The organism is Hymenobacter ginkgonis (assembly GCF_009755225.1).
GTDB classification, from domain to species: domain Bacteria; phylum Bacteroidota; class Bacteroidia; order Cytophagales; family Hymenobacteraceae; genus Hymenobacter; species Hymenobacter ginkgonis.
In genome coordinates this window covers 1051841-1076331 of the sequence record NZ_WQKZ01000003.1, presented here as the reverse complement: position 1 = coordinate 1076331, position 24491 = coordinate 1051841, and the positions used below count along the sequence as shown (strand labels likewise).

Annotated in this window: 33 protein-coding genes; 19 read left to right on the top strand and 14 right to left on the bottom strand. The window is 58.5% G+C overall.

The annotated features are described in order from the left end of the window. Positions 1-82: 82 nt before the first annotated feature. Both GO988_RS15980 and GO988_RS15975 read left to right on the top strand, forming a co-directional pair. A complete protein-coding gene (locus GO988_RS15980) occupies positions 83-277 on the top strand; it encodes a hypothetical protein (protein WP_157567226.1) in 195 nt (64 codons plus the stop codon). 99 nt (positions 278-376) lie between these two features. After that, a complete protein-coding gene (locus GO988_RS15975; RefSeq protein WP_157567224.1) occupies positions 377-577 on the top strand; it encodes a hypothetical protein in 201 nt (66 codons plus the stop codon). Here GO988_RS15975 and GO988_RS15970 read toward each other — a convergent pair. The 10 genes from GO988_RS15970 to GO988_RS15925 all read right to left on the bottom strand — a co-directional run bounded on the left by GO988_RS15970 (position 561) and on the right by GO988_RS15925 (position 5405). After that, positions 561-917, bottom strand: a complete 357-nt coding sequence (locus tag GO988_RS15970; protein ID WP_157567222.1) for a hypothetical protein — start codon at positions 915-917, stop codon at positions 561-563. The genes GO988_RS15975 and GO988_RS15970 overlap by 17 nt on opposite strands. Beyond that, positions 917-1186, bottom strand: a complete 270-nt coding sequence (locus GO988_RS15965; RefSeq protein WP_157567220.1) for a hypothetical protein — start codon at positions 1184-1186, stop codon at positions 917-919. The genes GO988_RS15970 and GO988_RS15965 overlap by 1 nt, the downstream gene beginning before the upstream one ends. Continuing rightward, on the bottom strand, positions 1170-2456 hold the full coding sequence (locus tag GO988_RS24465) for a toprim domain-containing protein (RefSeq protein WP_157567218.1): 1287 nt from the start codon (positions 2454-2456) through the stop codon (positions 1170-1172). The genes GO988_RS15965 and GO988_RS24465 overlap by 17 nt, the downstream gene beginning before the upstream one ends. Positions 2457-2692: 236 nt before the next feature. Then, on the bottom strand, positions 2693-3253 hold the full coding sequence (locus GO988_RS15955; protein WP_157567216.1) for a hypothetical protein: 561 nt from the start codon (positions 3251-3253) through the stop codon (positions 2693-2695). 155 nt (positions 3254-3408) lie between these two features. Beyond that, complete coding sequence (locus tag GO988_RS15950; RefSeq protein WP_157567213.1) at positions 3409-3741, bottom strand: hypothetical protein; 333 nt, start codon at positions 3739-3741, stop codon at positions 3409-3411. 1 nt (position 3742) lies between these two features. After that, a complete protein-coding gene (locus GO988_RS15945; RefSeq protein WP_157567211.1) occupies positions 3743-4027 on the bottom strand; it encodes a hypothetical protein in 285 nt (94 codons plus the stop codon). A gap of 46 nt (positions 4028-4073) precedes the next feature. Further along, a complete protein-coding gene (locus tag GO988_RS15940) occupies positions 4074-4487 on the bottom strand; it encodes a hypothetical protein (RefSeq protein WP_157567209.1) in 414 nt (137 codons plus the stop codon). Between the two features lie 37 nt (positions 4488-4524). Next, positions 4525-4836 (bottom strand): hypothetical protein, encoded by a 312-nt coding sequence (locus GO988_RS15935; RefSeq protein ID WP_157567206.1) that lies wholly within the window; start codon positions 4834-4836, stop codon positions 4525-4527. 4 nt (positions 4837-4840) lie between these two features. Beyond that, the gene (locus tag GO988_RS15930) at positions 4841-5101 is read right to left on the bottom strand and encodes a hypothetical protein (RefSeq protein WP_157567204.1); all 261 of its coding nucleotides are present in this window, start codon (positions 5099-5101) and stop codon (positions 4841-4843) included. 37 nt (positions 5102-5138) lie between these two features. Next, a complete protein-coding gene (locus tag GO988_RS15925; RefSeq protein ID WP_157567202.1) occupies positions 5139-5405 on the bottom strand; it encodes a hypothetical protein in 267 nt (88 codons plus the stop codon). 66 nt (positions 5406-5471) lie between these two features. On the opposite strand from GO988_RS15925, the gene GO988_RS15920 reads away from it, so the two are divergent. Then, a complete protein-coding gene (locus GO988_RS15920; protein WP_157567200.1) occupies positions 5472-5897 on the top strand; it encodes a hypothetical protein in 426 nt (141 codons plus the stop codon). Between the two features lie 171 nt (positions 5898-6068). Here the strand turns inward: GO988_RS15920 and GO988_RS15915 are convergent, their stop codons facing one another. Beyond that, positions 6069-6311, bottom strand: coding sequence for a hypothetical protein (locus tag GO988_RS15915; RefSeq protein ID WP_157567198.1), 243 nt, complete (start codon positions 6309-6311; stop codon positions 6069-6071). Positions 6312-6454: 143 nt separating this feature from the next. Between GO988_RS15915 and GO988_RS15910 the strand changes: the two genes are divergently transcribed. Beyond that, a complete protein-coding gene (locus tag GO988_RS15910; RefSeq protein WP_157567196.1) occupies positions 6455-6955 on the top strand; it encodes a hypothetical protein in 501 nt (166 codons plus the stop codon). A 13-nt stretch (positions 6956-6968) separates the two neighbouring features. Then, on the top strand, positions 6969-7766 hold the full coding sequence (locus GO988_RS15905; RefSeq protein ID WP_157567194.1) for a hypothetical protein: 798 nt from the start codon (positions 6969-6971) through the stop codon (positions 7764-7766). Between the two features lie 120 nt (positions 7767-7886). On the opposite strand, the gene GO988_RS15900 is transcribed toward GO988_RS15905, so the two are convergent. After that, positions 7887-11207, bottom strand: coding sequence for an NACHT domain-containing protein (locus tag GO988_RS15900; RefSeq protein ID WP_157567192.1), 3321 nt, complete (start codon positions 11205-11207; stop codon positions 7887-7889). Positions 11208-11303: 96 nt separating this feature from the next. Between GO988_RS15900 and GO988_RS24460 the strand changes: the two genes are divergently transcribed. Then, positions 11304-11438 (top strand): hypothetical protein, encoded by a 135-nt coding sequence (locus tag GO988_RS24460; protein WP_262885689.1) that lies wholly within the window; start codon positions 11304-11306, stop codon positions 11436-11438. Positions 11439-11526: 88 nt separating this feature from the next. Further along, entirely contained in the window at positions 11527-11757 is a 231-nt protein-coding gene (locus GO988_RS15895; RefSeq protein ID WP_157567190.1) for a hypothetical protein, read from the top strand. A gap of 54 nt (positions 11758-11811) precedes the next feature. Here GO988_RS15895 and GO988_RS15890 read toward each other — a convergent pair whose 3' ends face one another. Next, positions 11812-12240, bottom strand: coding sequence for a BLUF domain-containing protein (locus GO988_RS15890; protein ID WP_157567188.1), 429 nt, complete (start codon positions 12238-12240; stop codon positions 11812-11814). Between the two features lie 459 nt (positions 12241-12699). Here GO988_RS15890 and GO988_RS15885 point away from each other — a divergent pair, with 459 nt between their 5' ends. The 7 genes from GO988_RS15885 to GO988_RS15855 all read left to right on the top strand — a co-directional run bounded on the left by GO988_RS15885 (position 12700) and on the right by GO988_RS15855 (position 19500). Then, on the top strand, positions 12700-13155 hold the full coding sequence (locus GO988_RS15885) for a hypothetical protein (protein ID WP_157567186.1): 456 nt from the start codon (positions 12700-12702) through the stop codon (positions 13153-13155). Between the two features lie 141 nt (positions 13156-13296). Continuing rightward, positions 13297-13842 (top strand): SpoIIAA family protein, encoded by a 546-nt coding sequence (locus tag GO988_RS15880; RefSeq protein ID WP_157567184.1) that lies wholly within the window; start codon positions 13297-13299, stop codon positions 13840-13842. A 51-nt stretch (positions 13843-13893) separates the two neighbouring features. Beyond that, positions 13894-15321: a phage integrase SAM-like domain-containing protein gene (locus tag GO988_RS15875; RefSeq protein ID WP_157567182.1), complete on the top strand. Its 1428-nt coding sequence runs from the start codon at positions 13894-13896 to the stop codon at positions 15319-15321. A 351-nt stretch (positions 15322-15672) separates the two neighbouring features. Further along, positions 15673-16266 (top strand): helix-turn-helix domain-containing protein, encoded by a 594-nt coding sequence (locus GO988_RS15870; protein WP_157567180.1) that lies wholly within the window; start codon positions 15673-15675, stop codon positions 16264-16266. 95 nt (positions 16267-16361) lie between these two features. Beyond that, positions 16362-17549 (top strand): serine hydrolase domain-containing protein, encoded by a 1188-nt coding sequence (locus GO988_RS15865; protein WP_157567178.1) that lies wholly within the window; start codon positions 16362-16364, stop codon positions 17547-17549. Positions 17550-17651: 102 nt separating this feature from the next. Next, entirely contained in the window at positions 17652-18602 is a 951-nt protein-coding gene (locus GO988_RS15860; RefSeq protein ID WP_157567176.1) for a GlxA family transcriptional regulator, read from the top strand. 1 nt (position 18603) lies between these two features. Next, a complete protein-coding gene (locus tag GO988_RS15855) occupies positions 18604-19500 on the top strand; it encodes a DJ-1/PfpI family protein (protein WP_232341531.1) in 897 nt (298 codons plus the stop codon). Between the two features lie 70 nt (positions 19501-19570). Here GO988_RS15855 and GO988_RS15850 read toward each other — a convergent pair whose 3' ends face one another. Next, on the bottom strand, positions 19571-20146 hold the full coding sequence (locus GO988_RS15850; protein WP_157567173.1) for a dihydrofolate reductase family protein: 576 nt from the start codon (positions 20144-20146) through the stop codon (positions 19571-19573). 1469 nt (positions 20147-21615) lie between these two features. Between GO988_RS15850 and GO988_RS15845 the strand changes: the two genes are divergently transcribed. The 5 genes from GO988_RS15845 (at position 21616) to GO988_RS15825 (ending at position 24444) form a co-directional block, all read left to right on the top strand. Further along, positions 21616-22098 (top strand): hypothetical protein, encoded by a 483-nt coding sequence (locus GO988_RS15845; protein WP_157567171.1) that lies wholly within the window; start codon positions 21616-21618, stop codon positions 22096-22098. Between the two features lie 47 nt (positions 22099-22145). Further along, complete coding sequence (locus GO988_RS15840; protein WP_157567169.1) at positions 22146-22310, top strand: DUF3606 domain-containing protein; 165 nt, start codon at positions 22146-22148, stop codon at positions 22308-22310. A 74-nt stretch (positions 22311-22384) separates the two neighbouring features. Continuing rightward, complete coding sequence (locus GO988_RS15835) at positions 22385-22690, top strand: hypothetical protein (protein ID WP_157567167.1); 306 nt, start codon at positions 22385-22387, stop codon at positions 22688-22690. A gap of 87 nt (positions 22691-22777) precedes the next feature. Then, positions 22778-23023 (top strand): hypothetical protein, encoded by a 246-nt coding sequence (locus GO988_RS15830; RefSeq protein WP_157567165.1) that lies wholly within the window; start codon positions 22778-22780, stop codon positions 23021-23023. 209 nt (positions 23024-23232) lie between these two features. Next, positions 23233-24444 carry a T9SS type A sorting domain-containing protein gene (locus GO988_RS15825; protein ID WP_157567163.1) on the top strand — a complete coding sequence of 404 codons (1212 nt, stop codon included), beginning with the start codon at positions 23233-23235 and terminating at the stop codon, positions 24442-24444. Positions 24445-24491 lie beyond the last annotated feature (47 nt).

Here is a 24491-nt window from a genome sequence, read left to right as displayed (position 1 = left end):
GGAAGAGCCCCTTAGACGAAGCACCCTCCAGCGGCGGCCTCCTGCCGACCGGCCCAGTCCTTCAGTCCGAGCAACTCTTCCGATGGTCATCAGCGCGCACCTAGCCAAAACAGGCCATCCGGACTCGACCTTTAAATCGATGCTGCTTCGGCAGTACGAGTTAGGCCACATCAGCTACGAACACCTGCTCGAATACCTGCAGGCGGAGCGCGCCCTCGTCCAGCAGGAGCAGCAGCACCGCCCCCTGCTATTACCCACGCGCACCGCTGCCAATTAGCCCAGGTTACCGCTCAAGAATTGCATCTTTTATAGACTACTACCGCTGCCAGACGCTATTTTTGTAGCGTCTATAGTATTGCTAGTTCGTTTATTTATCGTGCTTACTTATTACTACGCCATTGTGGAGGGTTACCAGTATGTGCTGGTAGCCTACGGCAAAGGCCCTGCCTTGCCCGCAACGTCTGCTGAAAGCCAGCTTATTGACCAATTTAACCGCGGCCGCCTCACCCTCGACCAAATCACGGAATGCCTGGAATTTCCGGCCCTGCCTAGCTACCCGCCTAGGCAAAGGCTATAACCCGCTCTAGATTTAGGCTGGCGCGCTGAATGGCACCCCAGGCTAACCCTGCCGCGGGGGCGCTGGGCAGAATCAGCATCAAGGCCACCACTTCGTCGTAGCGCAGCGTCAACTGCCAGGGCCGCTTTGGCAGTGGCCCTGCGTGGTGGTGCTCGCGCCGCGCCCGGCCCTGGAGCCGACCACGCACCCGGTACAGGGGCCCGAAGCTGAGCACCATGGCCAGGTTCGGCCGGGCCGGGGGCTCGAGCTGCGCGCATAGCACCCATTCGATGGCCGCGGCCAGCTGCTCGGCCTCGCCCCAGTGCAAGTGAATGCGTTGGTCAAGGTGCGGCAGTCTCATTAGCGCGGGTGCGGCTTGGTTTTATAGACCAGCAGGGTTTTACCTGCCTTCTTCTGGCTGCGGTGGATAATCGTCTCGCCTTGCTTGACTAAAAAAGCTTCTATCAGCATGGCGCACACCATTTCGTCCCCCTCCCAGCTGACGACTACGCCGACCCGGCCTTGCTGGTCGCGCCCTAAAAACATGACTTGTGATTCGCCACCGGCGTAATCATTGAAGGTGCGCGCTAAGAAAGTAGCCGCATCGGTTAGGTTAGATGGCAGTTTCATGGCTGATTTTGACAGGTTGCGTATGGTAGAGGCCGGCCCACTCCAGAATCTTGTATTGCCGGCCAGTGGTGCGCTCGCACAGGCGGTAGTAGCTGATTTGGTAACCCAGGCGGTTGCGCAGCACTCGCAGGTATTCCAGGCCGGTGGCGTCGTTGGTCCACGAGTAGAAAGTGCACATGCGCTTTTTGCCTTCGGCTGCCGGCGTGCCGGGGGCACGGTCGGTGAAGACCACCCAGAGCCAATAAGTCGCCGTGAGGCTGAGCTTGCTCGGCTCGGCCCGCTTGGGGGGTAGGGGCTTCGTGGGCGGGGTGCGGGTCAGGAAGTCGTTGAAATCCTTGTAGCCGCGGTATAGCTCGTTGTGGTTTACGAGCCGGCCGGGGGGTAGAGCCTGGCGCAGCAGCCACAGCGCCCGCTCGCCGGCCTGGTCGTTGTCGCCGAACCAGTGCACCACCGGGGCCTCCAACAGCTGCGGTAGAGCCTCCAGGAGCAGCGCGGCCGAGTTGAGCACGAGCACCGTTTGCGGGAAGGAGGACTTTTTGAAGTACGTAAGGGCACTTAGGTAATCCATGAAGCCCTCGAATAAGATGACGCCCGGCTCACGGCCCGGCAGCCAGGTGAGGCCCTTGCCGCCGATGGTGCCCTGGAAACGCTGGTTGCGCACCTCCCAGCCGGCACTCGTTTTCCAACCCAGCCCGAAGTAGGGCTTCTCGCGCAGGCTGGTGCTGGTGCGGTAGAAAATCTGCTGCAAGTGGGCCAGATTCTTACCACTCTGCTGCAACAGGGGCCAGTTGATGCCCCGGCTCACCAGGTACTCGACCAGCGGCTTCCACTGCAAGGGCTCCACGCGCACGTCGCTGAAGGTGACCTTGCCGGTGGTGAGGGTTTCGCCCACCGGGGCGGGGGGTAGGGCCAGCTCAGCCGGCGTGGCCAGGTCGGCGGCCCAGGCGCGCAGCGTCTGGCGGGCCAGCGGCAGCTCGAAGCCAGTGAGGTCCATGATGAGCTGGAGCACATCGCCGCCGGCGGCCTTCTTGCCGGGCTTGGGAGCGCGGCCGAAATCGACCCACACGTTCTTATGCTCGCTCACCACGAAGGAAGGCGTTTTTTCTTCCGGTCGGAAAGGCGAGGTGTACCAGTAATTGCCGCCCGCCGCCGGCGGGCCGGCCGGTGCGTGGCCGAGCTTGGCCATGATGCTGAGCAGGGAAATCTGTTTGTCGGCGGCGCGGGCGGCTTTCGCGCTCAGGCCGGGTGGGGTGGGAGATGTGAGGTGCACGACTGGGTTTTTTAAAATTTGGGCAAAAGCGGCCCCTACCCACGCGCCGAGGGCGGTGGCCTGGGTGCCGGGCGGGCCGCGCGGCGCGGCGCCCCCCTCCTTTTTTTTCTAGCTAGCCCCGGTTATTGACAGCTGGGGCGTGGATAAGTCGGCCCAAAACCGACGTTCCTATGCTTCATAGCATTTATGAGAGGACCAATCTTATAAAGATGCCCAAAATGCCCGCATAGGGTTTTTTAAGAAGTTTTCCACCTATTCCCGTTCAATTTTGGGCTGGCCGCCAGCAGGCTGGCTAGGCCCTGGGCGGGCGTTAGCGCCACCGGGGCTACGGTGGGCGTGAGCAGGGGAGCGAGGGCCGCAGCGGCCACCGCTGGGGCCGCGTCGAACACGAGGCAGGCCGGGTTGATGAGCAATTGCAGGCCGCCCTTGATTTGCACCTTGCCCCGCAGGAAGCCCGCTTCAATAAGCGCCAGAACATGGCGATAGGCGGTTTTCGGGTCGTGGTTATTGCCTCGCTTCATCAAGCCCTGGCGGGTGGTCTGGATGGCCAGGTTGAGGGGCCCCGGGGCTTTTTGGTAGTTTGCGATGAAAATATTTACTATTTCCTTCATCGTGTGGACCACATTGCCTTTTATCTTTGGGAGCTTAAACTTCTGAGGGGCAAGGGCCTCCTCTAAATGTTCCGGTCGTTTGGCCGGCTTGATGAGGCCGGGCTGCTTGAACAGGCGCGTGAGCGTCTGCCAGGTCTTTTCGTAGTTGAGGCGCAGTTTGGAGGGCGCAAAGGCTGGCCGGTACATAAGTAGTTAAGAGATAGTTAACGGAGAAAATTGCGCAGGTTGCAACTGCGTACTAGTTCCCCGGCCAGCTTTGAAGCCAGCTGGGCGCGCTAAGAGGTCCCACCCTGGGCGCGCCCATCTTCCAAAAGACGAGGAGTGTTGGAGGCAATCCTCCCCTATTCCGGCGCGGGCACCCCGAGGGTCCGCTCCACGGCCCGCAGGCGCGAGCGCAGGGCGTCGCGGTCGGCCAGCAGGCCGTTTTGGTGGCCGGCATCGGGCAGGCAGCGCCCCTGAGCATATTGTTCTAAGTGCCAGCCAATGACAGCCAGGTCTTGGCGCAACTCCTGGCGCTCGAGGCGCAGCGAGCTGCGCCGCTCGCCCTGGGGAGCCGGCAGCTCGGAAAGTGGCCGCAGGCGCACCGGGGACCTTAATTGCGTCGCCAGGTAATCGGCAAACGCCCGGGCGCCGTAGCTCGGGGGCGCTAAAGTGTAAATCGTGAGCGTCGGCATACTAGGCGACCGCGTTAAATTCACTCTGGCGATAGGGCAACGGCACCGGCAGGCCCAGCTGCCGGCTTTCCTCGTGCAGCTCCTGCAGGCGCACCAGAAAGACCTTGCGCAGGGTCAGCAGGTGGTTGAGCTCGTCGAGCACCTGCTCGCTGGCCCACGAAGCCTCGTCCTCGATGAGGCGGCGGATGCTTCTATCTAATTCCTGGCGAAACAGGCGCAGGGCAAATTCGAGCTGCTTTTTGGTAAGCTGCATAAAGTCGTCGATGGTGAGGGTGTGGACGGACATGCGGAGGTGAGAAGGGAGATGAAGGGGGTGAAATCAGGCAGGGTGGCTAGGAGGCCAGGCGCAGCGGCGGCGCCTCGGGCCGGGCGGGCACTTCGGCCACGGTGCCGGGCCTCGGGGGCGCGGCCGTGGGCGCGGGCAGGCTGGCCAAGTCGAAGGCCTCGCCCCGCTCGTAGGCCAGCAGCGCGGGCCACGGAATGCGGGCCTCCGACGAGAAATAGTAGGCTTGCAGCTTGATAGTGTTATCGTTACCCTTCTTATCCTTTACCTGCTTGCCCTCGCGCAGCCAGCGGCGCACGGTGCTCGGGTCGCAGTCGAGTACCTCGGCCAGGCTGCCCACGCTGTAGAGCACCACGGTAGCGGGCGCGGGGGTAGCGGCGGCTTGCTGCGCCTCCACGCGGGCCAGCAGGGCGCGAAACCACTGGTCGAGGTAGCCTACGGTGGGCAGTTCGGCAGCCGTCATGGCAACGAGGAGCTAAGGGGGAGTGAAGGGAGAAAGACTAGGCGGCCTTTTTGAGGCTGAATTCGCGGCGGTGGTCGGGCAGGGTTATTTCCTGGATGCCGGCGGGCAGCTCGGCTACCAGCAGCACCTCCTGGTCGGTGTAGCCCTCCTCCACGGCCGTGCGCAGGGCGGGCGGCATGGAGCCCGCTACGTACACCGTCCAGTTGTTTTGGGTGGTGTAGCAGTAGCCCAGAATGGGCTGCGGGGCGGGTACGAGCGCATCGCCGGGGGCGAAGGCCGAGACGCGCACCCGCTTGCCGGTGCGGGCGTCGGTGAGCGAGACGCGGGGGAAAGTCAGAAGCTTGGGCATGGGACTAGGCGACTTGCACGTGGGTAGCAGCCCCTTCCAGAAAGCGACTGTAGCGGTAGCGGCGCTTGATTTCGCCGGCCAGCACCAGAGGCGTTTCCTCCCGAAAGCGCGGGTGCTGGGCTGCGATTTCGTGTAGTCGGCGCTCCAGCTCCTGCAAGGGGGTAAGCATCACGAGTTGCGGGGGCAGGTGGTCGCGCAGCAGCTCGTGCAAATCGCGGATGCAGGGCATGCCGGCCGGGGGCGCGGGGGTCGTGTTCAGGTGCATGGGGCGTGAGAAGAAAGCAGGGGAAAGAGAGGGAGAATTAGGTAAAGAGCGGGGCGGCCACGGCCGGCACGGTTTCGTCGGGCAGCAGGTGGGCGGGGATGTCGTAGCCCGGCATGGAGGCCCGAATCAGGGCCACCAAATCGGGCAGCGAGGCCACCTTGCCTTGCTTGACATGGTGCAGGCGCGTACTGGCCGACTTGTGCTCCTGGCCGTAGCCGGCCCGAATAGCACTATCCACGGCCGAAGCGGGCATTGCCTCGCATACTTCGCCGAGCAGATGGTAATATTTTTGTTTGTCAGTCATGAGGGGGATGTGAAAAAAAAGGCGTTACTTCGTATATATGCTTCAGCTTTTCTCCCACGTTTCCCTATGTCGGCCGCTTTTTTGGCAGCTACGGCCGCTACCCCGGCGCGTCGGTTAGCGCTGATTCAATTTTACTTGCCCCAGGTGCTGTTTGCCGACGGTAGCCTCGATCTGCATTGGACGCACGCCCAGGTACTTTTCCACTTGGCCGACCACACCTTTCAGCGCTACTACCGCCTCCACAGCACCGAACCGTTGGTGGACGAGCTGCTGGAAGTCGTGTGCGCCATTCAGGCGCTGGAGCCCCTGCGGGTGCGCCTAGCCGATCTGCAGGGCGGGGAGCTGACGCACATCAACCAGATGGCCGACTGGCTGCGCCTGCGGGCCCTGCTGCGGCGCGTGATGCCCCAGGTGGAGCGCCTGCTGCAATTACCGGCTGGGCCCAAAGCAGCGCCTGGACCTGGCCCAGGCTCCGCACTCGCTGCCAGGTAAAGTACATGCCTTGCTCGCGGCTCCAGAGGTGCGAGCGCACGACGCTCGAGGCGCAGCGGGTAGGGCAGGCGCAGGGCGTGCCCCTGCCCTGCTCGCGCAGCCAGGTGGCGACGGAAGCGGCCAGGTTGCGGGGTGGCTTAGGAGCCGTGTAGTAAGGAGCGCGCTCTTCCATCACGCCAGCAGGGAAATGGGCGCGGGGGCCGGCAGCAGCTCAGCCGGAATTTGGTATTTGGGCAAGCCGTAGCGCACGAGCGCCACCAAGTGCTCCAGGTTATGCACGCGGCCGATGCGCACATTATTGAGCATGGAGGTGGGGGCCGCGTAGCCCGCCCGCACGGCGGCATCCACGGCGCTGCTGGGCAACTCCTCGATGACGATGGACAGCAACCGCAGGTATTTCTGGCGCTCAGTCATGGCTTGTGTTTGGCACAGTTCACCCGGTGTGCGCTTACTTGCGCTCACTCAGTACTGTACATGCCACAAACATACGCTTTATTTTAGTGCATGATACAAAATTACAGTACATTTTTTAGTGTATACAGTGTAACAATTTGTGAATGAGCGATAAAAAAACCGGTGCGCAGAAAAGTCCAAAGACGGAAATGGATAGAACATTCTTAGCTATAGCCCAACAGCTTATGGCTGAGCACAACATCCCATCTGAGCGCGCAATGAGTTCTGAACTTGGTCAGAATGTAAATTTTATCAGCCGCATTAGGACTGGTGTACAGTCCGTTCCAGCAGATGTATGGGGAGTTCTTATTAGCAAATTCAATCTAAAATCATTCAGCATTGAAGATGAAGATACCCCTGCAACATTTAATGTATCGCGCACTACAAATGTGGTTGGCACTAATACTGGAACAGCCAACCAGACCAACAATAATTATAACCTCTCCGATTGCGAGAAAGAGCGCGATGCCTTAAAAGCCGAACGGGACAGCCTACTTAAACAAGTAGAGTTGCTCAATGGCCAGCTCAAGATGCAGGCTACTATCATTGAGGGTAAGGACCAGATGCTGGACCTACTGCGGGGTGGGTTTACCCGGCCAAATTAAACCACCTCCACTTATGAAAGAGACTTCTAGAAATCAGAACAATACTGGCACTCAACCAGCTTCTAAAGCTGATATGCTGAAGTGGCTCCCGACAAACGAAGAGATGAATGCTCTTCTTGAAAAAGAATCAGATAGAGGAGTGATACTCATTCTAGCAGCTTATATAGAAGAGATATTAGGTTTAATTATCTCTGACGCCTGTGTTTCTCCTACTAATGCTGTTACCCTACTGCGTCATGGTGAGCCTGCTGGTACCTTCGGCGCTCGCCTGCTAATAGCTGAAGCCTTTGGCTTTATTCAGGACGCGGAAGCTACTGGCTTAAAGAAACTACAGAAAATTCGAAATAAGGCTGCTCACTTTGAACGTAACGGTCGCGGTTTCGATGTACTGTTTGATTCAGCATCAACCGTAGACCATGTGGTTGCATTAGCCGACTTATTTGGCTATGAAAAACCTCAGCGCGAGCCAGTTATATTAAGAAAATTATTTATTGATGTGATACAGACACTTGCTTTTTCCTTACTGATACGGCGCATGAACATGCAGCCTGCTCAGCCTGCAAAAACTATATCAGAATTGGCAAATGAATTACTCGAAGAGTACAACGATAAAAATTTAAATATTAAAGCAAAATTTCCAGACAATACACTACACAGTGAGCTGGCTTCAGCTAATGTGCTTTATGTGCTTGGCTTGGCTTTACAAGATATGAGGCATGGAAAATCAATTGAGGATATTCAAAATACTTTGAGCTATGGCAACAAACCAGCTATAACAATTCAGCTTACAAATACTGATGCGCAGCCTTAAGCACCAAACTAAGCTCAAAAGACATTTAAATAATGGATAAGAAATATCAAATTCTCATTAGCTCCACATACAGCTTCTAAAGCAACAGGCCCCTGCCGATACCGGTAGGGGCCTGTTGCTTTAGAAGCTGTATGTGGAGCTAACAAATATCCTCGGGTTTTTTCTTTCTGCCTCACGTCGCTCTGCGCGCTCTTTAAATAACTTTTCTCCGGCTTGCCCGAGGCCCGCTAGCAATTCTACTACCCTAGGCAACTCTCGGTCACGACCAGTCTGTAGTCGTGGATTTAAATCCGTATTGAAGAATAAATCAATTTGTCGCAGTAGCTCTTCGTCAGTAACAGGGCTAAGCCGGTACCAAGCAGTTGTAATGCCTAGCTGCGTTATCGACTGACTCTTATTAGTTGCTTCGATAGCTTTTGCGTCGCTAGTGTAACTTTTACCAAAACCCTCTTCTAGAAGAGCATCACGATGGAGCAAAGGTTGGGCATTAAACGCTTGCGTAATCCTACTGTATAAGCGCATGCTGGCGTCACTTTCAAAAGGATTTGTTTCCATGCTACCAAGCAGCTTAAAGAGCGTAGCCATACTGGAGGCTGGCGGCAGGCTACCCACCGGCATAATGCTAGGTACACTTTGTAGGGCTAGACTTACAGCCGTTAAAACTCGTTCGTTTCGAGTGTGTAGCAATTGGTCAAGCGAATCATAGATTACCGCTGCTTGCCTAGGCACCATCTTGAAAGATGGCACCTTAGCGTCAGCCGTTACCCAGTGTATAACGCCTTTTATACCACGCCAGGGGATTCCCTGTGCTATTCCAATCTCTTTCAGGGCCGCTAAGCCGCGTAGCTGGAGCAATGGCTCTTCTGTGCGCAGCAATTCAATGACTTTTTCAATATATAGCCCATTATTTTCCCCGCAGAACTGCCTTACCTTGTATTCGCTCAGTTCTCCAAAAGCAATAGTGTAATCCTCCCAATCAGTTCCGTCGGCTACATAAGCCTGCTCAACTACTTGCTGATATAGCTCCCCAAATTTTCCGCTGGCTAAACTGCGCGTGGTATCTCCCCCAGTGTGGGTCATAAGGGCCAGTCGGCCTACTTGCTGTAAGGCATTATTCAGCGTTTCGTTAGAGGAAATAAGCACCTCGTCTAGCAAGCAGCGCCGTAGAATGTCTACAGGCGTCATCCGCACAATATTATTCTGTATTTTCTCCTGCGTAGTGGCTGCGCACCGTGCTACTAGCATAGCAATTGTTTCCTCAGCCCCGCGTTTTGCCAACACGACTGCCAGCGGTATGACCTCCCGCCACGCTGACTGCCCAAAGTGCGGCGCTAGCAATTGCGCTAGGGATAATCCTTCTTTGTCCCGAGGATGGTAGCCTTCCACATAGCCTTTAGCGGCCAAGTACTCTTGAAACGTAAGGTGGCGAAATTCAAAAACTTCTTGTTCTTCGTCCTCAATTATGTTCGTACCTACCTGCATCAACAAGCTGCTCCGATATTCTACCTGCTTGATGAAATTAGCAGGCGAAGTTTGGGTATGCCGTAATTCAGGTACGGTTTGCTGCGCCTCTTTCAGCGTTCGTATCAGTTCTTGCCGTCCTATCTGCTGAATGCCTTTTTCCATCATGTAGCAGGCTAGGTACGAGAGTTGCGTGAGGGTTTCTTCTTCGTCGAGCGGTTCGAACGCTTCCGCATTCCACGTCTGAATTAATACCTCAACAGCCTTGCTGTAGAGCATCGTCCGATTTTTGGGCAGTTCGCCACCCCGGCGGCGGTTGACTACTAGGAGCGTAGTGAGTAATAAGGGGTTTTCCGCAAGGCCCCGAATATGCTCGTTTTCCCAAATATCTTTAGCAAGCTTGAGGGCTTTTTGGCGTACCTCCTCGCTGTTATTGATAACTTCAGCGTGCCACTGCACGCACAGGCGTTGCACATCTGCTTCCTCAAAGGGAGCCAATTTATATGTTTCGCATTTACTGGCAACTACGTCGGCCACTAGTCTAAAACCGGCTTCGCGCGAAGTGAGTACCAGCGTCACTTGCGGAAACAACGACAGAAAGCTAAGCAGGTTCTTTGTAAAAGCCTTGCGGTTACTTTCCTGCGTAATCTCATCTAGCCCATCAATAAGTAGCAGTACGCGGCCTAATTGCAATGACTCGTGGATATAAGCCTTGAACGCTGCCGCTGGTTCGGCCAGCATACTTAATCGTTTAGGCAGCTTTTCCAGCAAATCAATAAATGGTTCCTTAGCCTGGTCTTGTAAGTCGCGGCAACGGATGATGAGTGGCAGCCAATCCTGCGGCGGCATCTCATCGGCAAACTTCACTAGTTGATCAGCAAACCCATATTCAGTAGCCAGCCGCTTCAGCAAGGTACTCTTGCCACCACCTGGCGGAGCAAGGAGAGCTAGTCTTACTCCTGACACCAGTAGCGAACTTATAGATTCTGTCGTTTTTAAGTATTCTCTATTATTGAAGAAGCTTTCTTGTATTTCCTCCTCAGAAACATTTGAAAAAAATTCATTCTGAATATGGCGAGGAATTTTTACTTCTATACTAACACTTTGTGGCCCCCCCTCCTTTACACGAACTGCTTTAAGAGGAATAAACAGTCGCTCTAACTTTAGCTTAGTAGGGCTTACATCAGTATTAGCCGGCAATCCATCTAGTTGAACATACGCGCATTCTTCATTCAACCAACGTTGATAATGTTGTAAGGCCGCCTCCTGTACGACGCGTATGTCGGCTACTACTGGAGCAGGGGCTAGGTAAATTAATTGATGCAAAGTACCCCCAAGGGTTTGGTCAGCCTCTATCACTTCTTTGGCTGGCGCATCGGCTAAAGGCGTACCATCAGCGTGAATGAGAGCAACATGGGTTCGCTGCTTATGCTGAGCATAGTATACTGCCTTAGCATAACCCTTCTCATAGGCCAGTAGCTCGATACTCTCTAGCATTCCTGGCGCTAGCCCAGCCCGACCAGCACATTGCCCAGCCTGCTCTGTAGCAACAGCATCATCAACCAGCAGCCGGTGGTGCTCTAATTCCGAGATTATTTTAGGGCCATCTAGTAAGATGAGCCGCTTATCGCTCGTCTTTGCTTCCTGACTTTTCGCAGTTTCCGTGAAACCGCCTAATGATACGAAATAAGCATCTATCGGTAATTTAACTTCATCGCGCTCCCGAGTTACTGCCCCATAAAAGGTATTAAGCTCTGTCCCTCCCATTTTGTCCTCGTGCGCTTTGCATTCAGCTCGCAGAAGACGCGAGGCGTGCCGGTGTTGCCCTTCAATATCAATTTCTCGACCTGACTTTTGAACGTCTAAGCGGAAATTGTCATAGCCCAATGCCTGAAATAAATCCGTCATGAGCCGGGTGAATAAGTCACCCTTTTTATTGGTAGTTGGGGTAAGAAACCGGATGGTAGAAGTGCGCGGCATCAGTCGTTAATAAGAACAGAATAGGGCTCGCAATGTACTGTACTATCCTGAATTGTTGGATTTGTGTTTTCACCGTATCTACTACCAGTTCCTACCTTGGCCGCCTATGAAGATTACCCGCCAGCTGCGCCTCGACACCCTAGCTACGGACGGTACATTCAACTCACCATCAGCTGGGAAGGCAACCGCCTGCGCGTGGGCACCCGAGCCGTGGTGCGGCCCGAGTACTAGACTAGCAAACAACTAGAAGCTCCGCTTGCTCCCTATATTCGCTAGCCCCACCCAAATTACTTACTCTCACTCCCACCTTTTCTGCCTCATGGACATCAGTCAGTCGCTCGACCACTACGCCAACCGCCGCGACCTGCTGCGCGCCTACCTCTACGAGTACGACCTGCTCCAAAAAGAAGCCCCGGAAGTGGCCGAGCACCTGAGCTTCGATGCCTATGTGCATTTCTCTTTTGCCTACTACCGCATCACCGAGCAAACCGAGGGCGTCGAGCGCATGGAGACCGTGCTGGAGCGGGTACGGCGCCAGATACCCTCCTAGCCCGCTACCACTTGGTAGCGCGCCTTTTTCGCTTGGTGCGCCAGGCAGTGCCCGCTACCAGGTACTGGTAGAACTCTCTACAAAGCCCTTAAGCAAGTCAAAAAGCAACTCATCGCGGGTGTTCAGGCTGTGGTTGTGCAGGGCCAGCTGCTCGGGGTTAAAATAGCCCCGGACTTGGGCCAGGTGCTCCGAGGTAGCCGGGTGAAAACCCATGGTCCACTGCGTGAAGATGCGCTGGACAATGGGACCGTAGGCGAGTTCTGTCACCCCGTGGTGACGCCGGTCGCGCAGGATGTGCGTATACAAGTAGGCCACCACCTCTTTTGGTCCTTCTATCACCTGCACGAACTGGTTGTCGCCGTAGAGCAATACCCCAGTAACGCCCTTCTGCTCATTCCAATCCCGCGACCATCGTAGCAGGGCCAGCAAATCTTTGTCTGTCATACTGAAGGTGGCATGGCTCGTGTAAATCAGTTGGTGCATAGAAGAGCAGTCAGGGAGCGGTAAAGAGGGGAAGTAAATGTATGTAACTGGGATTAAACCTCCACCATACTAGTTATACCTTACCAGCCCGCAGGAAGGCAACCGCGTGGGCACCGGGGCCGTGGTGCGGGCGGCGTGTGATTAACTGAGTACACACAAGAGGCTCCACCTTACTTATGGAAGTAACCCGCTAGCTCTTGATGGAACGAGCCGGCAAAACGGGCCTCGCGCGCATTCAGCTCACCTTCTGCTGAGATGGCCAGCGCCTGCGCTCGAGACAGCGCCGCCTTCCTAAGGGCTGCAATAAACAATGCATTGCACTTATCCAATATTTTATTTATTAAGTAGTTATATGCAACCTTTCACTAGGAAGTAGGTTCGTACGCGATGAACTTAAAACATTTATGCTCCGCTGCGCGCGCGGAGGTGTATGTAGACCGGACGAACAATTGGATTTTCGTGGATTGGCACGGGGAACTGACGCTCTCCTCGGTGCAGCACACCTGCCTGGGCATTGCGCGCTGCTTTCTGGACCACTACTACCCGCGCGTGCTCAATAGCAACGAGCAGGTGACGAGCGTGAGCCGCGAAGTCGCCGGGTGGCTGGCCAGCGAGTTTCTGCCGGCCCTGACGCTTACCGGCGTGGAGCAAATGGCCTGGGTGGCCCCGCCCGCGCTGCGGGCCCGCAACAACGTGCTCGACACGCTCAACTTGTTTCCCCACATCGCCATCAGCCTCTTCGACGACGTGGAAGGGGCCGTGGCCTGGCTGCAACAAACGGCCCCCGAGCCCCTGAGCACCGGCTGCGCGCCGCCCGCGCGCCTCTACGCCGACGAGCTCAAGCTACGCCACCTGGTGGAGGCCTTTGCCAAGCGCCTGGGAGTCGCGCCCGATACGGGCCGCGCCCGCCCCTGAGGGCACCCAGCAGCCCGCACTACGGCCCGCCCGCAATCTTGCACTTACCTAATAGATTCGTTCTTATCTTGCCTAGCAATTAGCGGCCGTCACGCGCGTACATTAATCCCTTTTCTTGCCTTCCCACCCTACTTATCCTCTATGCAACTACATCTACTCAGCAAAACCCCGTGCCTTTCTATCTATTACGATTCCAAGAATAATTGGCTCTTTTTAGATTGGGAGGGCGAGCTGACCTTGCCCGCCGTGCAAGTCGCCTGCGTGGAGCTCGCGCGCTGCTTTCTGCACCGCCCCTACCCGAGGGTACTCAACAATAACACCCAGGTAACGGGCGTCAGCTGGAGCGTCGCGACCTGGCTGGTGCGCGAGTTTTTACCGCACCTGCCCCTGGCCGGCGTCGAGCAGGTCGCCTGGGTTAGCTCCGCCTCGCTGCTGGGCCGCAACATGGTTCAAACCGTCGTTAACTGGCTGCCCTGGCTCTCGGCCACCCTCTTTGACGACCTGGAGGCGGCCGTGCACTGGCTGCGGCAAGTCCAGACCAGCGGCACCACCGGCTTTTTGCTGCCCCAGCGCCTGCCCGCCACCCAGGCCAAGCTAGCCCAGACCGTGCAGGAGCTCCAGCGCAAAGTAGCGGCCGCCGCGCCGCCGCACCAGCCGGTGGCTAGGCGGTGGTCTGGACTTGCCTAGCGCGCGGGGTGATTGCCCAAGTACAGCCCCCAGGTTCTACCTTGCCGGCCTATGGAAGTCACCCGCCAGCTCTTGACGGAACGGGCCGGCAAAACGGGCCTTGCGCGCATTCAGCTCACCTTCTGCTGGGATAGCCAGCGCCTGCGCCTGGGCGCGGGCCAGAAGTGCCTGCCCAAGGACTGGGACGCCAAGCGCGAGCTGCTCAAGGCCAAAACCGGGGCAGCCGGCACCCACGTGGACACGGTTAACCGGGTGCTCGACACCTACGCCGAGGCCGCCCACGCCGCCTACCACGAGGCCCAGCTCAGCGGCCAGCGCCTGAACCCAGCGGCCATGAAGGCCGCGATTCTGGGCCACTACGCCCGCCTGGGGCAGGAGCAGGCGGGCCTGCTGCCCATTCCGGCCCCGCCGGCCCCTACCCCACCCTCTTTCACCGACTACTACCACCAGTGGCTGGGCGAGCAGAGCCGGCGCACGAACCTGCGCACCGGCCAGCGCCTGAGCAAGACCTACCTCGATAGCCTAGCGAACTCGCTGAGCGTCTTCCAGGCCTTCGCCGCGGCTACCCAGCACGAGCTGAGCCTGGCCGGCATGAACAAGACCTTCTACCAGCAGTTTCAGGAATATTTTTTCGAGCAGCGCGGCCAGGGCCTCAACACCTTCGGCAAGCACATCCGGGCCCTGAAGAATTTTCTAGGCTGGTGCGAGGAAAACGATTTGGCCGTGAGCCCCAAGTTTCACAAGTTTGAGGCCCCCGACCAGGCCACCGGCGCCGATGCCCTGACCCAGCGCGAGCTGCTGGCTATCGCCGGCGTGGACTTCTACACCGAACACGCCCGCACGCTCGTGCGCCAGCACTACGAGCGCCTCGATGCCGCCGCGGCCGACACCCCACGCCGCCGGGGCCAGCGCCGCAGCCAGGTGGATGAGTACCGTATCCTGGAGCGGCTGCGCTCGCTGGAGCGCGCCCGCGACAAGTTTTTGCAGTGCGCCTACCTGGCCCTGCGCATCTCGGACGCGAATAAGCTCGCCCCCCGCCACCTCGACTACGCCCACCACGTGGTGCGTATCAAAGCCGGCAAAACGCAGCTGCCCTGCGTGGTGCCCTTTCTCGACGACGACGTGTTCCGACCGGTGGCGCTCATTGAGAAATACCGCTCCCTGGGCCTCGACACGTGCCTGCCGGTGGGCACCGGCCTCGATGACTACCTGCCGACGGTCGCTCAACTAGCGGGCCTCACGCGCATCGCGCTCACCAGCAAAGTGGGCCGCAAGACCTTTGTTACCCTTAAGCTCGCCCAGGGCGTGCCGCGCACCACCGTCATGCAGGCCACCGGCCACCGCACCGAGAGCAGCTTCAACCGCTACGTGGGCATTGACGAGGCGGAGCTCGTGGAAACCTACCGCAAGACCGCTCGACAGGTGGCAAAAAAGGGTGGCAACAGCGTAAGTACTTCTACCCAGCAGGAAGCAGCCTAACCCGCAAAAAGCCGCGTGCCGCAGTCTGAGCGTGGTTTTTAGCCAAGTAAGGCAAAACGAACTAGACACGGTTAATTCCCGTCCAGACCGCAACCGTTCAGCAAAAAGGCCCTTCTTGGTAGCAAGAAGGGCCTTTTTTCATTTTACAGTGGCAGTATGTTTTCGTTCTTCCTACTTTGGCACGTACTGGGCTAAGGTGCTCTTATGGGATGCCCATGGCCTTGCCGCGGGCTTAATCAGCTATTTCCCGCTGCTCGATTTGCGCCTGGTTCTTACCTGGTATGCCGAGCTTGACGCCGGCAGCTTTTTTTGGCCGAGGCCGCCTAAAAGGAAATAGCCTATTTTGGGGCCATGAACAAGGAACTGGTGGCGCGCAATCTGCTGCACCAACGTACTAGCCGCGGGCTCACGCAGGAGCAGCTAGCGGAGCAAGCCGGCGTCACGGCCCGCACCATCCAGCGCGTTGAGGCGGCGGCGGGCACTCCGCAGCTGACCACGCTCGCGCTACTGGCCAGCGCGCTGGGCATCTCCGTGCAAGAGCTGGCGCAAGCACCTGTGGCAGATACGCCGAGCCGCCCGGCAGCGAAGGACAACGGCACCCTGGCGCTGCTGCACCTATTGCCGCTGCTGGGCTTGGTAGTGCCCTTCGCCCATGTGCTGGCCCCGCTGTTCTTTTGGCTTTATGCCCGCCCGCTGGATGTCCGGCTTGACACCCAAGGGCGAGCAGTCGTGAATTTTCAGGTAGCGATGACGCTGGGCATCGGCCTGGGGGTAGGGCTGCTGGTGCTCTGCTTTCCAGTGGGGGCCCTGCTGCTGCTAGGGTGCTACGGGCTGGTACTTGGTATGAGCCTGGTGAACGCCCGGCGGGCGCTGCGCAACCAACCTGTGCACTACCCGCTCGCCTTGCCGGTGCTCAGAACCGCTACCGGAGAAGTTGACAGCTAAATTTCGGCTACTTGTCAGGTATTTGTCGCTTGGCGGGGCGGCTGACCGTCAGACTTTTGCAGCGGCCAGGCCCCTAATAGGCCTAGCTGCTGTTCATGCTCAAAACGATGCTGCACTTGCTGCTTGGCTGCCTGGCGTGTGCCACTGCCCTAGCCCAACCCGCTACCGTTCGCCACTTGAAGGGGCGGTCTATTTCGGCTGACCAGCTTACGGCGGGGCTGGCCCGGGTGGTTGATTCTGCCCGCGTCACGGGCCTTTCGGTGCTGGTGCTGCAGGGGCGGCGGGTGGCGTATGAGCACTACTTTGGCACGAAAGACAGCCGCACCCGCGCGCCGTTTGATGCGGAAACCATCTCCTATGCGGCCTCGCTGACCAAGCCCGTGACGGCTTACGTCTTCTTGCGATTAGTTGACCAAGGTGTGTTCGCGCTGGACACGCCGGTTTATCGCTACCTGCCCCGCCCGATTGCGGCGTACGAAAAGTGGCACGACCTGGCCCTGGACCCGTCCTTCCGGCGCATTACGGCCCGGATGCTGCTGAGCCACAGCGCGGGGCTGCCCGTGCTGCGCGATATCTACGGGCCGCAGCTGGCCACTATTGCGCCGCCCGGCACGCGCTTTTTTTATTCCAACGAAGGCTTCAACCTGCTCGGCACCGTTATGGAGGAGCACACGGGCCTACCCCTCCAGACCCTTGCTGAACGAGAGTTATTTGGGCCGCTGCATATGACGCACACCGCTTTCGTGTGGCAGGAGCGCTTTGCGGGCAACCATGCCGTGGGCCACGACCCGGCGGGCAAAGCCCTGGGCTACCAGCTGCGTACCAGTGCCCGCGGGGCGGGCTCGATGGTGACCACCCCGCGCGATTACGCGGCCTTTGTGCGCCACGTACTGGCGCGCAAGAGCTTGTCGCGCCAGTTATATCGGCAGTATTTCGGGGCGCAGATTGCCGTCACTAGCCAGCGCGGCTGGGGCCCGCGCCGCGACAGCTTGTTGCGCCAGTCCGACCCCGCACGCAAAGCCTGGGGACTGGGCTGGGGCTTGTTTGCCTCGCCCTACGGCCCGGCCTTCTGGCACGGAGGACACTACCCCGGCTGGCAAAACTTATGCGTATGCTATCCGCAGCGAGGGCTAGCCGTTATTCTGCTCAGCAACAGCGACAATTTTGAACCTGTCGCCGACCGGGTGCTGCGCCTGTGCTCGGGCGATGCGGCGGCACCGCTGGAGTGGAGCGGCTTTTTTGACGCCGCGCCCGCCGCCTCGGCAGTGGGTAGCAGCAAGTGATATCCGCTAGTATTTTGCTCTGCATGTGGCCGGAAATGGCCGGTAAATGGCCGTATGTGGTGGCAGGCAACGGGTACCTTTGGCGGGTAGTTAGTTACTGCCATGAACGCCCTAGCCCACGTCATTTTTTTGGTACTGCCGGGGGTGCATTTGCTGGACCTGACCGGCCCGGTGCAGGTTTTTTACGAAGCCGCGACCTACGGCCAGCCCTACCAGCTCACTTACTGCTCGTACCGCAGTGCCGTACCTAGCTCGGCGGGGTTGGGCCTCGGGCCGCTGGTGGCTTTGGAGGGGGTAGCGCCGCAGCCGGGCGACTTTGTTTTCGTGCCGGGCTTGGAAATGGAGTACCTGCGCTCGGCGGCCTTTCGGGAGGAAGGCGCGGCGCTCTTTGCCTGGTTGCGTACGCAGTACGCGCGGGGCGTGCGGCTGTGCGCCATCTGCACCGGGGCGTTTGTACTGGCCGAAGCTGGGGTGCTCGACGGCCGCAAGTGCACGACCCATTGGCGGCGGCTGGCGGAGTTGCAAGCCCGCTACCCGCGGCTAGCTACGCAGGGCGACACGCTTTTTGTGCAAGACAGTGGCCTGTATACCAGCGCGGGCGTAACGGCCGGTATTGACTTGGCGCTCTACCTACTGGAGGAACGGCACGGACCGCTTTTTGCCACCAAAGTGGCCCGCGAGCTGGTGGTGTACCTGCGCCGGGGCGCCGGGCACCGGCAGCAGAGCGTGTACCTCGACTACCGCAATCACCTGCACGCGGCCGTGCACCAGGTCCAAGACTGGCTAACCGAGAACCTGGCAACCGGGGCTACCCTCGAGGCGCTGGCCGAGCTAGTGAACATGAGTCCGCGCACACTCACGCGCACTTTTCGCAACGCTACCGGCATCAGCATCAATGCCTACACCACCGCGCTCCGGCGCGAGCTAGCCGCCACGCTGCGCCGCAACCCGGCCCTGACGCAGGAGGCCATTGCGGCGCAGTGCGGCTTTCGGAGCGTGCGGCAGTTGCAACGCCTGTTGCTGCCGGTTCCTTCATCCCCTAATCCTTCCTGATATGAAACGGCTTGTTTTGCTATTCTTCGGGCTATGGCTGGCACCGGCCAGCTTTGTGGCGGCCCAACGGCTTACCCCCGTCAGTAACGGTAGCGCCTTGCAATGGTCTTGCCCGCCCTGCGGCGGCACCTGCGACCAGGCTACTTACCCCGCGCCGGGCACCTGCCCGCACTGTGGCATGGCCCTAGCGCAACTTTCTACGGCCTCGAGCCCGGCCACTGCCGCCACGCCGGCTCAACCTAAAAACGTCGCCATCTTGGTGTTTACCGGCATGGAAGTACTGGACTTCGCCGGGCCGAGCGAAGTATTTACCGTCACCCCCGGCTTCCAAGTCTATACGGTCGCGGCCACCCTCGAACCAGTACTTAGCCAAGGGTTTGTGTCGATAACGCCGCGCTACACGCTCGCCACGTGCCCGCCGCCCGACATTGTAGTGCTACCGGGCGGCAACCTGGGCTCCTTGTTAACCCAGGAGGGGGTAGTGCGCTGGGTGCAGGCCTGCGCCGCCCGGTCCGAAGTACTGCTTTCGGTGTGCACGGGCGCGGGGTTGCTGGGCAAAGCCGGCCTGCTAGATGGCAAGCAGGCCACTACCTACCACAGCTACATCGACGCGCTGCAGCAGGCTACGCCCAGCGCGCGCATTCTGCGCGGCACGCGCTTTGTCGACAATGGCCAGGTAGTTACCACCGCCGGCATTTCGGCGGGTATCGACGGGGCCTTGCACGTAGTTGCCCGCCTGCAGGGCGAGGCCGCCGCCCAGCAAACCGCCCAGGCTATGGAATACGACCACTGGCAGCCCAACCAAGGGCTAGTGGTGCAAACGACCAGCTTACCCCAACACCCCGTAGGTAAAAGCGGACCAAGCAGGAAAGCAGGCTCCAGGAAAAACAGCCAGTAGGTTGCGGCTGAATTTGTTACGCCGTCTGCATAAAGCACTTGCTGCTGCCACTGGCTGGCGGCTCACCGCCTTAGGGTTGTAGGGCGCCCACGTGGCGATAGGTGTTGAGGAGCACGCCCGTGGACGTCGCCTGCGAGCTGACGAACGCGAGTTCGCGCGGGTCGGCTCGGTCCGAAAACAAGCGCTTGCCCCGGCCCAGCAAGACCGGGTAGACCAATAGCACCACCTCGTCAACCAAGCCCTGCTCAAGCAATACGGTCGTTAGCGTGGAGCTGCCGCAAACAAGTAGGTCCGGGCCGTCCGTGGCCTGGAGGGCGCGAATACCGGCGAGGATGTCCGCACCTAAGTCCTGGACCGGACCCCACTGGAGGCTGCCGGGCCGGTGGGTAGCAACGTATTTGGTCGCCGCATTCAGCCCGTTCGCCATCGGGCTATCCCCGGCTTTAGGCCAAAATTCAGCCCAGGCATCGTAAGTGCGGCGGCCCAGCAACAAATCGAAGCTACTGCCATAAGCCTCGACCACGGCCGCTAGCCCCGCCGGCGTGCGATAGGGAGTCGTCCAGTTGCCATGGGCGAAGCTTTCATCGTTTTCGTGCTGCATCACCCCGTCTAGGGAGATGTGCTCCATTATTTTAATCTTCCTCATGGTATTGGCTACTTAAAAAAAGTTGGGTTAATACGAAGCCGGCAAACGCTCACGCCTTCGCGGCACCTGGGTTGGAGCAGGGCCAGCGCGCCCAGGATTTTGGTTGTGCCTATGATGGTCATGAGATAGCGGGGTAGCCAAGCTGGCGCGTGGCTTGCTGGCCGTTTTCTCCAGCAGTAAGCCAGCTACGCTGTCAGTCAGCAGCAGCAGGCAAAAGGGAACATAAAGCTCTAGTAGAAGCGGGTAATAGTGCGCGAAGTCATAGCTAGAGGGGGTTTCAAGCAATAAAACGGAGGATAGTGCCAGCTAATTTTTTTAGCAAATTTATTGGCCAGATAGCGGCAAAGACGGGGGGATTCGTGACTAAGTAAGGGGGCGAATGCGACAACTTTTACTCTACAGTTTTAAGCCAGGAAACACATCTCCATTCTTATTCCGGCCGGGCACATGGTGGGCAGCATCGTTCCGGTCTCCAACTAAGACGCGCCAAGCTGGAGTTGTCGCACGAAATAGTGAATGAGGTGATGTACGCGGCAAGTTGTTCGGATGCCTAGGCCTTTTGCACGGTATCCAAGGATATGACCGGGCACTCGCCCACCGATTACAGAGCCAGGCACAGCCACGAGGCGGCGCTGGAGCCGGGGTAAGCTGCCGCGTCCGCTTATTTTCATCTTACCCCCTACCCTGCTTATGACCAGCCTGCCCGCTACCACTTCCCCCGATTCTTAGCCGCGCGGCTTCTGGTGCCCAACATCCGGGCCAATGCCGAGTGGGCGCTGCTGCACCATGTGCCATTCGTGCCGCCGGTGCTGGCTTTTGTCCCCGCTAGCGCGTAGCTGCCCGCCTACGTCCCTAGCCTGGGCCGGGCCTACCTGGTGTGGGCGCTGGCGGTGCTAGCCCTGTACTGGCTGTGGCGCTGGTACCAGCGCTTCAAGCAGCACACCTACTGGTGGCTGGCGCACTTATAGGCGAGTGAAACGCGGCTGGGCAATTACTGGTGTTCTTTTTGCTGGGTTCCCTCGCATCTAGCTAGGCAGCCCTTGGCTTACTTTTTGGTCGTACCGTCGAGCCACTTGACCAGCGGGGCAGCGCGGAACGGCTCTCAGTTTTATTTGCCCCGAATGGAGCGCCTGCTGCGTTTTACTACCCCCTGCGTAGCCAACGTTGTGCGGTCAAGACCAATGGGGGCACAGACCTCTTGCTGAAAGCCCACCTACACCAGCCATTGACCTGGGCAATGAGTTCGCGCAAGTCGACTAGCGCCGAATTAGTATTATATTCCGAACAATTTCAATGACTATAACCCCATTACCAACAACGCCCAGCTGAACAATTGCTGCTGCCACAAAAGAGATTGTACCCATTGCCAGCCCGCTCACCGATAAGAAGTGCATCATTCAGATAATCATACTCTTTAAGCAAACCTCCTAAACCCACGGTGCACCAACTGCGCTCTCCTTCATACTCCCATGCGACGCCTTCTCTCGCCCCTACTCCTCGCCTTTGCGCTGGTACTAGGCGTGAGTGCGTGCGCCAAAAAAGACCAGCCGTTGCCTACCCTCACCCCTACGCCTGGTGTTGGCAGCTACCTGCTCGATGGCCGCTTAATAAGCTGCCAGGTAATGGCCCAACTTAGCTCCCGCATGAACAAGGGGGGACAGACTTTCGAAGATTTGCTCATCACCCTGAACACCACGGCGCCCACCACCGGCACGAGCGAAGCGCTTACCCTCAATTTTGAACGGCTGGCCGGGCAGCCGCCCTACGTACTCACGTCAAGCATTTACCACAACAGCAGCCAAGCTGTGGGGGCCAGCTACGACAACAACCGCCTGGCAACGCTCACGGAAACAAGTACTGGCGTACTTGAGGGCACCTTCTCGGGCACGACCTTTTACACGGCCACCAGTACGATTACCAACGGAGTATTTAAAGACGCACGCCTTCCTTAGCACTTGCCGTTACTGTACACCGGCTATACCATCCCCATCTAATTGTTATGTATCCTGCTATCCCCGCCGACGCTACTCGCGTCAATGTCTTGTCTACCAACGAAGTGAATTACTGGTGTCGTACCTTCAACTGCACGGAGACCCGCCTGCGCAATGCCGTGCTCGCGGTGGGCTTGCTTGTGAGCGATGTGCAAGCCCACCTCAGCCGGTAAATAACCCTTTTAAGCACGTTGAAGTTGCTGCGCGCCCGCGCCCATCACTTAAATTAAACCTACCGGCCCCTACCATGAAAGATGCCACGCTAGCAGATTTACTAAGTCGCCACCTGGGGTTAGCGCGGGAAAATCTTATACCAAGGAGTACGGAGGTTGTCGACTTGAAGAACATCTTGGCTCGCGTGACAAACCTGCTGCACGACCTGCACCTCTGCCCAAGCGCCGAACCGAGCATACTGCTGCTGGAAACACGTTTGCGCACGCTCCAGCAGCAATCAGAGCTGCTGGCACGAGACTTACAGGCCTATTTAGTAGAGGCCCTCGTACTGGCGTTGCAGACCCTACGCCTGGCAGTTAATTGTGAGCAGGGCTTGTAGCCTGCTTCCGCCTGCAATTAGATGTCCCGCTAAGAACCACAAAGCTGTTACTACTCACACAATACCTCTCTAACCCACCCTAAGCTTATGAAAACGCTTCTCGCAGTGGCCAGCCTCCTCGCTCTGAGCACGGCTCAGGCCCAAACGCCTGCTACCCCCCACGACAACCCTAGCCCGGCCAAGCCCAGCACCAAGACGCCCGACCAGCGCGCGGCTACCTACAAGGGCCCCAAAGTGGTCAAGGATAGCAAAGCCCTCGGTCAAAAAATGGAGCAGAAGAGCAAGCCCGCGGATATGCAGGTTCCGGTAAGTACGAGTCCGATTAAGAAGTAGCTAGCGACTCCTGAAATAGCTAAAGCCACTGGGTATATCGGGCGCCGCACCGAGAGCAGCCGCAACCGCTTCGCAGACATCTGCGAAGCACAACTGGTTGATAAGTAACGCGAAATAGCCCAACGGCTACCCCCGACTCTTTCGCGTTTGCAGGCATAACCTTGGATAGGAAGTAGGCGTATTTTTGGCGGCTTTTTTCTTCCCACCCCATGCCACAGCCCTTATCCAGCTTCTTGCTAAGCTTTGCTTTGCTTAGCGCTTATGCGGCTTCTGCCCAAACCCTTACGCGCGCGGCCAGCCTGAACGACGGCTACACGGGCACTTCGCTCAATATTGCGGCCAATGGCTCTATGGTCTACCTGGCCGACTTTGGCTCTCGGCAGTTGCGGATTTACGACGCGAGCACGCCGAGTGCCCCGGTTTTTAAGGCCGCCACCGCCGCCAATCAGGCCCGTAGCGTGGTGGTGAGCGGCACCAAAGCTTACGTGCGGGGGCAAATAAGCGACCCCTACCCCTACCCGGGAACGCTGCAGTTGGTAGACGTGAGCGTCCCTACCGCCCCCGTTACGGGCAGGCTAATCACTATTTCGGCCCCCTCGTTCAGCATGGCCGCTAATAGCTCCCTGGTCTGCCTGGTTACGAACACAGGCCAGTTGCAGGTCTTTGACCCCACCCTCAACCAACTCGGCACGCTGGCCTGCCCAGCGGATAACATCACCCTAAACGGCACGGTAGCCTACGCGCAGAGCGGCAGCCAGTGCTACGTTTACGACCTGAGCACGCCTAGCCAGCCCAGGCTGCACGCAACGCTTACGGGCGCCATTGGGGCGGTAAGCGGCAAGCTGGCTGCCGGCGTCCTAGCGGCCACGGCCACTGCCGGCACGGTATACATCTACAACGTGAGCGACCCCTTAAATCCGGTGTTACTCAGTAGCATTGCCAACAATGGTGGCACCCAACTGGCTATGAGCAGCACAACCGTGTATACCACCGGCCTGTATGCTTTTGTGGTCAGCAGCCCTAGTACGTTGCAGGCGTTTAGCATCAGCACCCCCACTGCGCCGGTGCTACTGGCGACTGTCGCCGCACGCTCCAACTCGCTGGGCCTAGCTGCCAACGGCCCGAACGTTTACTTACTCAACGGGGCGCTGGAAATCTATACCCTGACCGGGGGAATTGTCACGGCCACGCACGCGGCCACGCCCGTAGGGTTCACGCTCTCGCCAAACCCCGCCCGTGGTACGCTGACCCTGGGGCAGGCACCGGCCAATGTCCCCGTCACCATTTACGACCTTACGGGCCGCGTGTGCTTGGCCACTCCTGCGCTCCCGCTTACCGGCACGCTCGACATCGCCAGCTTGTCACCTGGCCTCTACCAGGTGCGCGTGGGCGATGCCGTCCGCAAGCTGGTCGTGGAATAAACGGCGAGAGGTGGCAAAAAGGGGGTAGCGCCGTAAGCACCTCTGCC